The 13,103-nt window shown below is 69.1% G+C and carries 15 protein-coding genes; 4 read left to right on the top strand and 11 right to left on the bottom strand.

Going from position 1 to position 13,103, the window contains the following annotated elements; translation table 11 throughout:
* Positions 1-14 precede the first annotated feature (14 nt).
* Positions 15-671, bottom strand: a complete 657-nt coding sequence (locus tag SK571_RS23835) for a response regulator transcription factor (RefSeq protein WP_319986305.1) — start codon at positions 669-671, stop codon at positions 15-17.
* A complete protein-coding gene (locus tag SK571_RS23830; protein ID WP_319986304.1) occupies positions 668-1,807 on the bottom strand; it encodes a sensor histidine kinase in 1,140 nt (379 codons plus the stop codon). Before SK571_RS23830 ends, SK571_RS23835 begins: the two co-directional genes overlap by 4 nt.
* 159 nt (positions 1,808-1,966) lie before the next feature.
* On the opposite strand from SK571_RS23830, the gene SK571_RS23825 reads away from it, so the two are divergent.
* Complete coding sequence (locus SK571_RS23825) at positions 1,967-2,452, top strand: DUF6326 family protein (RefSeq protein ID WP_319986326.1); 486 nt, start codon at positions 1,967-1,969, stop codon at positions 2,450-2,452.
* A gap of 126 nt (positions 2,453-2,578) precedes the next feature.
* Here SK571_RS23825 and SK571_RS23820 read toward each other — a convergent pair whose 3' ends face one another.
* The 6 genes from SK571_RS23820 to SK571_RS23795 form a co-directional block, all read right to left on the bottom strand.
* Positions 2,579-3,175: a TetR/AcrR family transcriptional regulator gene (locus SK571_RS23820; RefSeq protein WP_319986325.1), complete on the bottom strand. Its 597-nt coding sequence runs from the start codon at positions 3,173-3,175 to the stop codon at positions 2,579-2,581.
* Between the two features lie 28 nt (positions 3,176-3,203).
* Positions 3,204-4,250 (bottom strand): hypothetical protein, encoded by a 1,047-nt coding sequence (locus tag SK571_RS23815; RefSeq protein ID WP_319986303.1) that lies wholly within the window; start codon positions 4,248-4,250, stop codon positions 3,204-3,206.
* On the bottom strand, positions 4,247-5,716 hold the full coding sequence (locus SK571_RS23810; RefSeq protein ID WP_319986302.1) for an NAD(P)/FAD-dependent oxidoreductase: 1,470 nt from the start codon (positions 5,714-5,716) through the stop codon (positions 4,247-4,249). Before SK571_RS23810 ends, SK571_RS23815 begins: the two co-directional genes overlap by 4 nt.
* Before the next feature lie 237 nt (positions 5,717-5,953).
* Positions 5,954-6,160: a hypothetical protein gene (locus tag SK571_RS23805; protein ID WP_319986300.1), complete on the bottom strand. Its 207-nt coding sequence runs from the start codon at positions 6,158-6,160 to the stop codon at positions 5,954-5,956.
* Positions 6,142-6,534: a hypothetical protein gene (locus tag SK571_RS23800; protein WP_319986299.1), complete on the bottom strand. Its 393-nt coding sequence runs from the start codon at positions 6,532-6,534 to the stop codon at positions 6,142-6,144. The genes SK571_RS23805 and SK571_RS23800 overlap by 19 nt, the downstream gene beginning before the upstream one ends.
* A 64-nt stretch (positions 6,535-6,598) precedes the next feature.
* Complete coding sequence (locus SK571_RS23795) at positions 6,599-7,846, bottom strand: ATP-grasp domain-containing protein (protein WP_319986298.1); 1,248 nt, start codon at positions 7,844-7,846, stop codon at positions 6,599-6,601.
* A gap of 291 nt (positions 7,847-8,137) precedes the next feature.
* On the opposite strand from SK571_RS23795, the gene SK571_RS23790 reads away from it, so the two are divergent.
* Positions 8,138-8,866 carry a GAF and ANTAR domain-containing protein gene (locus tag SK571_RS23790; RefSeq protein WP_319986297.1) on the top strand — a complete coding sequence of 243 codons (729 nt, stop codon included), beginning with the start codon at positions 8,138-8,140 and terminating at the stop codon, positions 8,864-8,866.
* A 58-nt stretch (positions 8,867-8,924) separates the two neighbouring features.
* Here the strand turns inward: SK571_RS23790 and SK571_RS23785 are convergent, their stop codons facing one another.
* The 3 genes from SK571_RS23785 to SK571_RS23775 form a co-directional block, all read right to left on the bottom strand.
* On the bottom strand, positions 8,925-10,367 hold the full coding sequence (locus SK571_RS23785; RefSeq protein WP_319986296.1) for a sialidase family protein: 1,443 nt from the start codon (positions 10,365-10,367) through the stop codon (positions 8,925-8,927).
* 149 nt (positions 10,368-10,516) lie between these two features.
* Positions 10,517-10,795 (bottom strand): isoamylase, encoded by a 279-nt coding sequence (locus tag SK571_RS23780; RefSeq protein ID WP_319986295.1) that lies wholly within the window; start codon positions 10,793-10,795, stop codon positions 10,517-10,519.
* Between the two features lie 213 nt (positions 10,796-11,008).
* Positions 11,009-11,287: a hypothetical protein gene (locus SK571_RS23775; RefSeq protein ID WP_319986294.1), complete on the bottom strand. Its 279-nt coding sequence runs from the start codon at positions 11,285-11,287 to the stop codon at positions 11,009-11,011.
* 54 nt (positions 11,288-11,341) lie between these two features.
* Here SK571_RS23775 and SK571_RS23770 point away from each other — a divergent pair, with 54 nt between their 5' ends.
* Together SK571_RS23770 and SK571_RS23765 are read left to right on the top strand one after the other, a co-directional pair.
* Positions 11,342-12,256, top strand: a complete 915-nt coding sequence (locus tag SK571_RS23770) for an AraC family transcriptional regulator (RefSeq protein WP_319986293.1) — start codon at positions 11,342-11,344, stop codon at positions 12,254-12,256.
* Complete coding sequence (locus tag SK571_RS23765; protein ID WP_319986292.1) at positions 12,253-13,002, top strand: SDR family oxidoreductase; 750 nt, start codon at positions 12,253-12,255, stop codon at positions 13,000-13,002. The genes SK571_RS23770 and SK571_RS23765 overlap by 4 nt, the downstream gene beginning before the upstream one ends.
* Positions 13,003-13,103: the final 101 nt, after the last annotated feature.

The following is a 13,103-nucleotide window of genomic DNA, read 5'->3' as shown; positions in this document are numbered from 1 at the left end:
GCGATCTGCACCCGCTAAGTGGCTCTCACGCGTCTGGTGTCGTATGCCCACATCGCGATCTCGACGCGGTTGCGTGCGCCGAGCTTGGTCATCAACGATGCGACGTGGTACTTGACCGTGCTCAAGCCGACGAAGAGCTCGGTGGCGATCTCGGCGTTGGTCCGGCCCCGTGCCACCAGCGCGAGCACCTCCTCCTCGCGCTCGGTGAGCGGGTCGATGGGCTGGACCGGTACCACCGGCGCCTGGCCGGCGAAGATCGCCAGCAGCCGGCTGGTGACGTTGGGGGCGATCAGCGCGTCCCCGTTGGCCGCCGCGTGGATGGCCTGCACGAGGAGCGCCGGACCGGCGTCTTTGAGCAGGAAGCCGCGGGCGCCGGCGCGCAGGGCGCTGAGGACGTACTCATCGAGGTCGAAGGTGGTGATCACGACGACCGCCATCGGGTCCGTCACGTCCGGCCCGGCCAGGCGCCGCGTCACCTCGACGCCGTCGAGCCCGGGCATCCGGATGTCGACGAGGAGGACATCGGGACGCAGCCGGGTCGCCAGGTCGAGCGCTGTGAGCCCGTCTGGTGCCTCCCCCACGACCTCGATGTCGGGTTGTGCGCCGAGGATCAACACCAACCCGGTCCGGACCAAGTCCTGGTCGTCGGCCACGACAACACGGATGCTCATCCCAACGCCTCCACCGGCAGCACGGCCTCGACCACCCAGCCACCCTCGGGCCCCGGCCCCGCGGAGAACGATCCGCCGAGGAGCTGGGCGCGTTCGGCCATGCCCAGCAGGCCGAACCCGGGCTCCGGGGCCGGCCCCGGCTCGGTCTGTCCGTCATCGCTGACACGCAGCCTGACGGCGTCGCCCTCCCGGCGTACGTCGATCTCGACGCGGGTCGCGCTCCGGGCGTGCCGTACGGCGTTGGTCAGCGACTCCTGCGCGAGCCGGTACAGCGCGGCGTCCACGGGTCGTGCCAGCCGAGTTGACGAACCGTCCAGCGAGACCTCGACGGTGGGCGTCGCATCGGCGCGCGCAAGAGCAGGCAGGTCCGCCACACCCGGCTGCGGTGAGTAGGCGACGGTTTCCTCCTCACGCAGCACCCGCACCACGGATCTCATCTCCGCCAGGGTTCGCGACGCTTCAGACTCGATCACGGCCAGGAACTCGGCAGCCTTCTCAGGCTGGATGCCGGCGACCACACCACCGGCCTGCGCCTGCACCGCGATGGCCGAGACGTGGTGGGCCACTGTGTCGTGCAGCTCGCGCGCCAGCGCCACCCGCTCCTGATTGCGGATCTCGCGCTGCTGGCGATGCCAGAGGTCCGCGCGGTAGCGGAACACCGCCGCGAGGGCGACGAACAACAGCAAGAGGACGATCCCGCCGAAAACGTCGGCCCAGCCTGCGGAGGAGGCGTACATCCCCAGCGCGACGACGACTGTCACGAACCCCGTCCCCAGGACCATCTCCCGTCCCGAGCCCCACCGCACCAGGGAGTAGAGCAGGATCAGGACGGCCATGGTGGAGTAGAGGCCGAGGTCCCCGGCGTGCGCGGTCAGCTGGAGGACCGAGAGCAGCCCGGCGACGCCCCACCCGATCAGGGCGGCCGTCAGGGGGCGGCTTCGCCGCCAGAGCAGGGCAGGCATCAGCGCCAGGGCGAGCACCGTCACCAGGGGTTGCCACGCCAAGCCCGGCCGAGCGATGCCCTCGACCAAGGTGGCGGCCGCGACCACGCCCACCAGCAGCCAGTCGAGCCGACCAATGGGTGGGGCGTCAGCAGGCTGCGGCTCGTGCCAGATGGAGCGCCGGACAGTGACCACGGCTCCAGCGTAGGGATCGGCGCGCCTCGGCGTACCCGCCGAAAGAACAGGAGAGGGACCGTGCCATCGGCCAGGCGAACCCCAGCCTCCGGGCTGGGGCGCCCGCCGCCGGGTTCAGCGATCGTGGACCTACCGATCCTCACCACGACAACGGAGCCCATGATGAGAACACGTCAACCCGCCACCGCCACACTGGAAGACCAGCGGATCCCGGTGAGAGCCAAGCTCGCCGCAACGTGGACGAGCTTCATGTTCCTGTACGCCTACGTGGACATTCTCAACTTCTTCACGCCCGGCGTCATCAAAGACATCCTCGACGGCAAGGTCTTCGAGTTCGGCCTCTCCCAGACCTTTTCGACCACGGCGCTGACCCTCATGGCCGTCCCGATCTTCATGGTCGTGCTGTCGATGACGCTGCCCGCCCGGGCGAACCGCGTCACCAACCTCACCGTCGCCTCGCTCTACGTCCCCGTCACGGCGTTCAACGCGGTGGGCGAGTCCTGGCTGTACTTCTACGGCCTTGGCATCGTGCTGGAATTGATCCTTCTCGCCCTCATCGTGCGGTATGCCTGGACGTGGCCCCGCACCGCACCGTCGGCGACCAGCGCGGACCGTGAAACCGTTCGCGCCCAACAGCAAGCGTAAATCCAAGAGCAGTCTCCGTCCTGAACGGAGCCATCTGTCCCGGTGCCACGGCGCGGGCCTCCTGGCGGTGGGGCACCGACCATCGCTGGGACCCAGCCCAGCAGAACCAACCAGCCACCTGGACGGCTACCGAAGAGCGGGCCCGATCCACCGGCGGACCAGAGCCCGCAGCTGGTCGTCGGTGAGCGCCGGTGTCGAGGGATGCTGCAGGAACGACAGGAAGAGCCGCATCAGGATCTCGGCGAGCCCTTGGAGCTCGTCGTCGGTGGCGATCCCGGCACCGGCCCAGTCCACCGGCACGTCGCGGAGGATGCGCGCGCCGAGCGCGAAGGACTCAGGGGAGGTCACCGCGACGGTGAAGAAGTCGGATTCGCCCGCCTGCAGGAGCAAGCCCAGGTACGGCTCCCGCGGGACCTCCAGGACGCCGAACACCACGGACTCCACGGCCACCTCGGCCGGGCTGCCGAACGAGGCGAGGTGCCGTGCCATCCGCGCGGCGAAGTCCTCGACGCCTGCCAGCGCGACGGCGCTGAGGATGTCCGCGAGGCGTGGGAAGTAGCGGTAGACGGTCTGCCGCGTCACGCCCGCCTCGGCGGCGACCACGGACATGCTGGTCTTGGCGAGCCCGACGCGGTCCACGCAAGCCATCGCCGCCTTGACGATCCGGCGGCGTGCCTCGTCCTCGGTGCCGGGCGGGTTGCCCTGCCAGCCGTGGTACCCCATGCGCACCATCATCCACGAGAGCGTTGGCTCAGACGGTGGAAGGTGCTTTCCGGTGCACGCGACGCAGCGCCGCGAGCAACAGACCGGCCCCGATGAAACAGGCGAGCGCGTAGAGCGCGCCTGCCATCGGTGGGCCGTCAGGAAGAGCGCTGATCCAGAACACCGCCATCCCGCCCAGGTAGACGGCCGGGTAGATCCGGACGAAGTCCGACAGCGGTTCACCAGGCCCCTGCGACCTCAGCTGCGACATGACGATCCAGCCACCGGCCAGCCACACCAGGGCCAGCTCGACGCCGAAAACCCAGGCCTGCGCGGTGGCGTTGCCGCTGAAGAAGCTCGACGGAATGCCCGCGATCGCCATGGTCGGTGGCGTGAGGACACCGGCGAGCAGAACGCGCGGCACCAACGACCGCCCGCGGCGCTCGCCGACCAGGCGCACGACCAGATAGGTCATGGCCCCCAACGAAACGGACGCGAACAGCAGCATGCTCGTCATCGGCACCGCTGCCAGCGCGGGGTGGTTGACGATGCGGTTGTCCGGGTTCCAGGCCCACCACTTCAGCTGTGGTCCGATGTGGTCGAACACCTCGTAGAACACCTGGCAGGCGAAGGCGACGGCGACCGACCCCACGAGTGCGCCTCGGCGCCGGAAGATGCCGAGCGACCGCACCAGCTCGTAGGCGAGCTGACTGATCACCGGGTAGAACGCGATGATGTAGAGCGGCAACCTGTCCCACATGAACTGCACGGTGAACTGGTTGTGGGCGAAGATGAAACCGTAGATCTCGTTGAGTCCGAACCACTCCGGGAAATACAGCGGTGGTTCGATCACCGCGAGGTACACCAGCGACGTCCACCACAGCGCCAGGTTGATCGGATCGCCGTGGCGGTAGCGGCGCAACGCGTGCACCAGAGCGAAAACGGCGCCGCCGATGATGAGCAGTTCGAGCAGTGGCATCGTCCAGTGCACGAGATCCCACGGAAACCGCACCGACGCCACGGGTGACACGTCGTGGCAGTCGAAGCCGAGGCCGCGGGCGACGGCTTCCGCCTCCGGCCCGCACACGGCGCTCATCGCGCGGCAACCGTTGCCGCGGCACCGTCCGGCGAGTAGTCCGTGGCCGGCGGCTCCGCCTGGGGATCGAACCCGAAGGGAATCCGCTGCCGTCCCAGCGCCGTCCGGATCCGGTAGCGCACGAGCGCCGCGATCACCCTCGGGTTCCGCATCATCTCACCCAGCGATTCGTCCATGTTGAACACCTTCGCGAAGTGCTCGTCGACCACCTCGTACTCACGCGCCGCACCGACGATGAGACTGAAAGCCGGGCCGGACATGGCCGCGAGAACGCGACGCCACCACTCCGGCACCTTCTCGGTGCCCACCGCGCACTCGTAGCCCTGGTCCCTCGCCATGGCCAGCGACCAGGGCACGGTGAGCGATTTGCGTTGCGCCACGAGGAACCTGGTGTAGAACTCCGCGTCGAGGCGTTGCGCGCGAGACAGGTGCTCGCGCAGCAACAGCGCAGACATCGCCGCAGAACTGATTCCCTGTGCGTAGAACGGGTTGAAAGCGCAGATCGAGTCGCCGACGAACACCAGACCAGGTGTGCTCAAGCGGTCGTAGCGCCGCCACTTGTTGCCCGTCGACCGGGTCAGGTGCACCTCCGAGGTGGGTGAACACCGGTCCATCGCGGCTGCGAACAACGGCGTCCGCACCCGGCGCGCCGACTCGACGAACGCCTCGGTGGTGCGGGGCATGTCGATGCCCCACGAGCCCATGCAGGCGATGACGCGGTTCCCCTCGATGGGAAAGAAGTTCACCAGGAACTCGTGCTCCGCGGGGTGCTCCCCCTTGTCCGGGGTGGGCATGATCACCAGGTGCTGCCACCACCACGACGCCGGTCGTTCGGCCGGTGAGGGCAGCTCGTACCAGCGCGAGGTGTAGGTGACCTTGGCGTCGAGCGTGCGCACCTCGGGCTCGGGCCATCCGGCGGCCACGAGCCAGCCGCTGACCGAAGACCCGCGCCCCATCGCGTCCACCACCAGGTCGGCTTCGAGGTGCTCCTCGCCGGCGGACGTGGACAGGCCGACCCCGGTGACCGCCCCGTCCCGCGTGGTGAGGCCGTGCACCGAGACACCCTCGCGGATGGTCGTGTTGGGCAGAACTCGAACCGCGTCGCGCAACACGCGTTCGATGAGGATCCGCGACCCGTAGATCATCGTCATCGCCCCGCGCTTGCGCGCCGACCAGCCCTCCCCGTCGAGGTAGGCGGCGTCCAGAGACGGCATCAGGTGCAACCCGCCCGCAGCGATGAGCTCGTCCTCGAATCCGGGGAACAGCGCCCCGATCGCGCGCCGTCCCGAGTTCAGCAGGAAGTGCGGGTGCTTGCTCTGCGGCACGCCACGCCGGTGCTCCGCGGCGGCGGGGAGCTCGTCCCGTTCCAGCACCACCACCTGGTCGAAGTAGGGGGCGAGCGCCCCGGCGGCGCACAGACCAGCGGTGCTGCCACCGAGTACGACGGCGGTTCTGCCCAGCGTCACGCGGACCACCCCTCGTCATTCATACAATCAGGACTCGAATGTATGAATGACGACGGGTGGCGTCAATCCGGCTTACGGGCTACGGCTTGTCCGCGACCTTGACCCTGTCCTCGATGATCTGGGCCTGAGCTGCGAACTTCCCGACGACGCCCCGGACCTCGTCATGGCCGGGGCGTCACGAGCCGAGTCTGGAACGGCGAACGAGCACGGTTCATGGGATGGTGAACTCGCCCTGGTTCAGCGTGCGCGGGTGGAAATAACCGCTTCCTTGATCGCCGAAGGCAGCGTCGTCGTGGCGAACTCCCACATCTTCGGGCCGTTCATGTGGAAGTAGTGGCGGCGCGCGCTGACGGTCGCGTGCGACGCCGGTTCGGCGCTGCCGCCCGCGGGTACGCCGACCACCTCGGCCTGCGTGCCGTCGGCCATCAGGTGCGCGGACAGCACGCCGTAGCCGCGTGACCGATCATCTCGGTACCGGTCAGCAGCGCGTACATGCCGAGGAAACCCTCGGCGACCCAGGTCTTCTTGAGCTGGTACTTGTCGTGCACCGGGTTCTCGGCGCTGAAGCGCGGAAGCTCCGGGTCGATGGGCGCGTTGCCGATGACCACGAACGGTTCCTTGGCGAAGTCGCGCAGCATCGAGGCCTCGCAGAAGTCGGCGAACCTCGTCGGCACCTCGCGGTCGTCACGCAGCTGGGAGAGCTCGTGCATGAACTTGTCGTAGTCGGTGTAGGGGTGCGACTCGACGTCCAGCAGCACCTTGCCCAGTGCCTCGGACTCCTCGCGGGTGAACACGAAGCCGTAGTCGATGAACTTCACCGTTTTCCTCCAGGGTGAGGCGACGGACGGGCGGAAGTGCCCGGCCGTGGTGTGCGAAGCGGGATCAGGCGAGCTCGAACACCGTGGCGGTGTCGAGGAGGTCGAGGTCGCGGCGCAGTGCCGCGAAGTCGTCGTTCCACAGCAGCACCGACGCGGCGAAGTCGCGGATGTCGGTGGCGTCGGTCAGCGCGTCGCCGACCGCGAGGTTCCACGTCCAGCGGTGGTCGGAGGCAATCGCCGGCCTCTTCAGCGCCGTGACGGTGCCAGCCTTCTTGGGGAAGTACACGTAGGCGGCGAACGGGCCGCGGTGGTTCGCGGGCGAGGTGAACGGCTCACCGCGCTGCAGGGTGAAGAGCGCCTGCTCGATGTCGACGCCCCAGCGGATACGCCCGGTCATGGGGATCAGCGCGGCGGGTGCGCGTGCGGCGATCTCCAGGAAGATCGGCTCTCCTGCGGCGTTGACGAAGATCTCGTGGTGGAACACCCCGTCGCGGGGTTTGTGCTCGAGGGTGGCGAGCACCTTGTCGTTGAACGCCTTGAGAACCGGCACGACGGGATCGTCGCCGGGCGACGTGAACGAGCCGTTGACCTTGCCGTCCGCGTACTCGTGACAGGGGTGCAGGTCCTGGTTGACGTGCACGTGCACGACCTCGGCGTCCCGCACGGCGGAATCGACGTGGTAGAGAGTTCCCTCGACGAACTCGTCGATCTCGAACTCCCACGGCCCCGCGCTCGCCGCCCAGTTCCTGAGCTCGTCGGCCGTGTCGATGCGTGCCGCGCCGACGGCACCCGACTCGTTGACCGGCTTCACGAACGCGGGAAGGCCGACGATGCCGAGGACCTGCGCGACGTAGGAGTCCGGGTTCTCGGCGTAGGCATCGGCATCCCACGGCGCGTGCCTCGGCATCCTGATTCCCGGTAGCGCCGCCTTCATCGCGAGCTTGTCGGTGAACGGCCGCACGTTCACCGGCCGGTCACCGGTGATGCCGAGCTTCTCCCGCACGACCGCGACCGCGCCGAGCACGTACTCGTCGTGGCACAGCAGCCGGGTCTCCCCCGCGTGCCGATCGACGATCGCGCCGACCGTGCGAGCGAGCCCGTCGGGCGTGAAGTCGGAGGTCACGACGATCTCGTCGAACACGTCCGCCCGTCCGCGCTGCCGCAACGCCGATTCCTTGACGGGGCTGCAGATCAGGACCAGCGACCGGTCCGGCCGAGCCAACGACGCCGGATCGATGCGAAAGGAGGCGACGTTCTGGACGACGATGTCGAGCTTCCCGATGCGGTCGAATCGTTGCTCGTTCTCAGGCATGCCACGAATCTGGCACGCGTTCCACCGCGCGCACAGCGCCTCGGCGGACATCAAGCTGCAGGCGCGCCTGCAGCTTGATGTCAGAGTCCCCGGTGTTCGCCCCGACCGAGGAGTTCTGTCCACTGTAGACATTTGGACCACTGTTTCCGCTGGTCCCGGTCCGAGCGTCAACGTCAGAGCGCTGCGCGGCGCGCTCACCCGTCGAGGACGGGGTTTCCCGGCGCGGACGTGGTCTCGTCCGCTGTGAGACGCTCGTCGTGGGACACCACCTGGTAGCGGAAGGCGGCGTCGGTGAGTGGTGAGCGACTGGCGGGGATGCGGGCACTGCTCGCCGACGATGCGGCGGCTCGCGGTACCGCGGTGTCCAGCGAGGCGGCGTGCGAGGCGTGTGTTCGCCTGACCGGGGTGAGCGGTGTTCAGCTGACCCTGATGAACGGCACGAGCAGGGGCGGGTCGCGGTACTCCACGAACGAGATCGGCGACCAGCTGGAGGACCTGCGATTCGTCCTCGGTGAAGGCCCCTGCGACGACGCGGTCCGGTTCGGTCTTCCGGTGCTGGTTCCCGATCTGGACTCCGGGGAGAACCACCGGAGGTGGCCGTTGTTCACGCTGGCTGCCGGCGCCACAGGGGCACGCGCGCTGTTCGCCTTCCCCTTGCGCAGCGGTGCTGTGAGGCTGGGCGCACTCGTGCTGCACCGCACGAGCCCGGGGCCGCTGGCCCCGGAGCACGTGTCCGGCATGCAGGTCCTGGCCGACGTCGTCATGTTGCTGCTGTTGGACGAACTCGCCAGTGCCCGTCTCCGCACTGATGTTCCCCCGCCCGGCGCAGTGCTGTTCGGCCATGCCGAAGTGCACCAGGCCATCGGAATGCTGTCCGTCCGGATGGGGGTGCCGATGGACGAAGCCCTGGTGCGGCTGCGCGCGCACGCGCTCGTTCGCGACCAGCCGGTCGTCCAGGTGGCCCGCAGCGTCGTCGCCCGGCGTTTACGACTGAGTGCGAACGGCAGGTCCGAGCGATGACCAGGTGTTCGGGCCGGGTGACGGGTGCGAGCGGGCCGCTCGCACCCGTCGGCGTTGGTCAGCTGTGGTTGAGTCGCACAGCGTGTACGTCGGCTCCGTCGCCGATGGTCGAGGTGAAGAACGCGATGGTGTTGTTGCCCGAGATCGTTTCGAGGCCCATGTAGTCGCCGAGGAACAGGCCTCGCGGGTCTCCGGGTGCGAAGTACGAGATCGGTGCCCGGTAGTGGTCGAACGGTCCGTGCAGGTGCTGTTCGGGCTGCCAGGTCTGGGTGCCGTTGTGCGAGTGGCGGACCCAGATGTCGGTGGTGGCGACGCCGTCACCGGGAACGTTGTTCCGGTCGTCCCAGTAGGTCAGGGTGACCATGCCGGTGTCCGACACGTCGATCGCGTGGTTGTAGGACTGCACTCCAGGGCCACCGGTGGCGACCACGGTGGGACCGCTCCAGTGCCGGCCGCCATCGGTGGACTTGGCCAGCACGACCTTGTTCAGGGTGGTGCCGAGCCCGTCGGACCAGACCACGTAGACCGCGCCGGTGATCATGTCGACCGCGATGTCGGGCAGGTAGTCCTCGGCCCGGATCGGGAAGTCGTCGTCGGGCACGAACAGCTGGGCGAACTGGATCGGCGCGATCTTCGCAGGCGCCGACCAGTGCAGTCCTGCGTCGCGGGAGGTCATGACGCTCATGTAGACGCCCTTGTCGTTGAACCCCGCGCCGGTGAACAGGTTCGCGGCGACGTTGTACAGCGTGCCGTCCGGGCCGACCGCGATCTGGTTGCCCTGGAAGTAGGTGTTCGAGTCGCGCATCGGCACGGGGGTGGACCACGTCAGCCCGCCGTCGGTCGTCCGGGAGAACATCGGCTTGCCGCGATAGGCGAACGAGTGCAGGTCCGCGGCCGGGTGCTGCCTGCCGTCGTTGGGATAGCTCCCGCGGAGCCACGTCGCGTACGCGTGACCGGGACGGGTCGGGTCTCCGGTGATGGAGACCTTGTCGTTGAACACGCCCCGATCGCCGGAGTCCTCCTGGATGATCTGCGGCGGCCGCCAGGTCCCGGTGGTCCGGTCGAGGCTCGTGACCGAGATCGCGGACAGGCCGAGCGCGGCCGAGTCGATCGGCTGACCGATGAAGTAGGCGTTGCCCGCCATGTCGTAGGAGACCCATGGGTCGGTGACGCGGCCGAACCGGGTCGGACCGCCCTGGCAGCCGCTCCACGGCACGTCCGGCAGCTTGCTCCACGAGACGCCGCCGTCGCGGGTGATCCACGAGGTCAGGCCACGTGCGCCGCCGTCCGGCCAGCGGTCCTGCTGGGTCGCTCCGATCATCTCGTCCGGGTTGGCCGGGTTGACCGCGACCTGCGGCTCGACCTCGGTGTTGTCGTAGGCGCTGGAGAAGTCAGCCGACGCACCGTAGGAACAGGCCGTCAGCGTCGAGGCGCCGCTGACCAGGACATCACTGCCGAGTGAGAAGGGCGCCGCCGACGCCCCGGTTGCCGTGCTCAACACGATGAGAGGGACGACAGCCGCAGCCGCGGTGAGCCGTCTGGTCGCATGCATGGTGATACCTCCGCATGTCCGCATACCCCCTCATGGGGGAATCGCCACAGCGGGGCGGATCGTTGCGGCCCTCACTCGCCGGCTGACCCGGGGACCCGTCAGACGGTGATCACGCAGCCGCGGTCGTCTTGTGCCGCCGCGTCCGAGTCGTCGAACCAGTGACCGTTCGAACCGAGATAGCGGAAGCGCAGCGTCGTGCCGCGCGGAACGACGACCGCCGCGGTGCGGTTGCCGTTGGAGCGGGCGCGGAGTTCGGTCGCTCCCGGTGTCCAGCCGTTGAAGTCTCCGACCACGCTCACCGGTCCTGGCGGCTCGTGCCGGGGCAGCGCCCAGGTCACCCGCACGTGCTGGTCCTTGGCGGGCACGATTCGAATCATTCGCTCGTCGTTCCTTCCGCGTGTCTCAGTCGCGACGCTGTGACAGCGTGCCGGTCGTGTCCACATCGGACGAGTCGGCGCGCCCGGGGAGGGCGTGAGGTCGCCGGATCGAGTGATCGACGCGCAGGTCCTGGACTCGCAGTCGGCAGCCTGGTTCAGATGCCGCCGACCGCGACGGCCGATCGGCGGGTCAGGCGGAATTCCCAGGGGTGGTCACCTGTGGAGCTTCTCGCGGCGCTCCTGCTGGCGGTAGCCGTATGCGGCGTTGCGCACCGCCTCGTCGCTCTCCAGCCGCGCACCGGCCACGGTCGCGACCGACGCGGCGAGCCACGCCAGACCCAGGTGGTCGCCGACGGATGGCGGATGACCGATCTGCTGTGCCAGCACGGACGGTTCGAGCACGAGCACGGCCGACGCGAGCACCGCCTGCACCACGTGCCGCACGGAACCGTGCTCGGCGGCGGCGAACTGGCGTGATCCTTCAAGACACACGTCCGCGACCTGGCTTAGCGTTCTTCCGTGGCAAATCGGAGCTGAGGGAGAGCGGTGGACGAATTCGCGAGCGCGGTCCTGGTCGCCGCGGTGCGGCACGCACTCGCCGCGGAAGGAATCGCGGTCCCGGCCCTCGCACCGGTCGGCGCGCTCGTGCCGCTCGCCGCGAAGCGCCGGCTGCTGACGGAGATCACGCGGACGCACGGCCTGCTCCCGCTGCTGCGCGTCGGGCAGTACCTCCCACAGCTACCGCCCGATCCGGCCATCTCAGCCCTCACGGCCGCCCGCACGCCCTCCGACCTGTTCGACCGGTGGAGCCGGCTCGAGCGCTTCGTCCACTCCCGTCATCGCGTGGTCGTCCGCGCGGCGTGTGCTGATCAGCTCGTCGCCGAGCACGTCGGACGATCCGGAGCGCGGCCGGAGCCCGCCGAGGACGTGCTCGTACTCGGGGTGCTGGCGGCGCTGATGACAGCGATCGGCACCCGCAGGGTCGTCGTCACGCTCGAACCGCACCGCCAGGTGGTCTACGCCGACGGCGTTCTCACACCTCCCGAGGCCGGTCGCGGCACCGCGCTCTGGCGTTTCACCTGGTCCGGAAGCTCACCACAGGCGCCTGCGCAGCTCACCGGCACCGGTGTGGCCTCGCGCGCACGCCACCTCCTGGCCGGCGATCTCGCCCGCGGCTGGACGTTGCGCGAACTGGCGGCCCGGTTCGGCATATCGGCACGCACCCTCCAGCGCACCCTGCAGCCCGCCGGTGGGTTCACCGCTCTGCTCGCCACGGCCCGTGCCGACGCCGCCGCAGATCTGCTCATGAACACCAGGCACCCGCTCGGCATCGTCGGCTTCGCCTGCGGCTACACCGACCAGCCCCACCTCACGCGCGAGTTCAAACGCCGCACCGCCATGACACCCGCGGCCTACCGGTCTGCGTTCACCCGGCAGCCGGCGAAGGAGACAAGAGCATGAACCTCACCGGAACCACGACTCTCGTCACGGGCGCGACACGCGGCATCGGCCGCGAGCTCACCCGCCAACTGGTCGCGGGCGGCGGGCGGGTGGTGGCGGTCGGGCGCGACCGCGACCACCTCACGTCACTGGTGGCCGAACACGGCGACCTCGTCCACGCCTGGCCTGTCGACCTCGCCGAACCGGCGGCGGTCGACGCCTTCGTCCGCGACGTCACCGAACGCCGGCCCGACGTCTCCGTGGTGATCAACAACGCCGGCGTGCAGACGCCCACCGACTTCTTCGCCGACGACCCCACGGCGCTGCGACCGGTTCTTCGCCGCGAGATCGCCGTCAATCTCGACGCCGTCGTCGCGCTCGCCACCGGGCTGCTCCCCCACCTGCGCCGACACCCTTCCGCCGCGATCGTCACGATCACGAGCGGCCTCGCGCTGGCACCCAAACGCTCGGCGCCGGTCTACTGCGCCACGAAAGCCGCGGTGCGCACCTTCAGCCGTGCGCTGCGCTACCAGTGCCAGGACTCCGCACCCCACGTCCGGGTGATCGACGCGGTGATGCCGCTGGTCGACACCGACATGACCCTCGGGCGTGGCAGCGGCAAGATCAGTCCCGCTGACGCCGCCGCAGCGGTGATCGCCGGCATCGGCCGCGACTCCGACGAAATCCACATCGGCAAGGTCCGCCTGCTGCGAACGCTCATGCGGCTCTCACCCCGGCTCGGCTACCGCATCCTGCGCAACAGCTGACGACACGGGACGCGGCCGGAACGTGAAAGATCAGCCGGTGTTCGCTGACGCGGCCTCGCCCGTGCTGGCGTCCGCCGTCTGATGTGGGACCTGTCGGCCGG

Origin of the sequence: Lentzea kristufekii (genome assembly GCF_033949925.1) — a bacterium.
Classification (GTDB): Bacteria; Actinomycetota; Actinomycetes; order Mycobacteriales; family Pseudonocardiaceae; genus Lentzea; species Lentzea kristufekii.
The sequence above is the reverse complement of the archived record's forward strand: the minus strand, read 5'-3'. Positions and strand labels throughout refer to the sequence as shown.

What these genes read in the sequence shown, in the direction of transcription:
- SK571_RS23820 (WP_319986325.1), bottom strand. Translation starts at nt 3,175, where the DNA reads ATGGGGTACCACGGCTGGCAGGGCAACCCGCCCGGCACCGAGGACGAG.
- SK571_RS23825 (WP_319986326.1), top strand. Translation starts at nt 1,967, where the DNA reads ATGATGAGAACACGTCAACCCGCCACCGCCACACTGGAAGACCAGCGG.
- SK571_RS23795 (WP_319986298.1), bottom strand. Translation starts at nt 7,846, where the DNA reads ATGCCTGAGAACGAGCAACGATTCGACCGCATCGGGAAGCTCGACATC.
- SK571_RS23780 (WP_319986295.1), bottom strand. Translation starts at nt 10,795, where the DNA reads ATGATTCGAATCGTGCCCGCCAAGGACCAGCACGTGCGGGTGACCTGG.
- SK571_RS23815 (WP_319986303.1), bottom strand. Translation starts at nt 4,250, where the DNA reads ATGAGCGCCGTGTGCGGGCCGGAGGCGGAAGCCGTCGCCCGCGGCCTC.
- SK571_RS23835 (WP_319986305.1), bottom strand. Translation starts at nt 671, where the DNA reads ATGAGCATCCGTGTTGTCGTGGCCGACGACCAGGACTTGGTCCGGACC.
- SK571_RS23765 (WP_319986292.1), top strand. Translation starts at nt 12,253, where the DNA reads ATGAACCTCACCGGAACCACGACTCTCGTCACGGGCGCGACACGCGGC.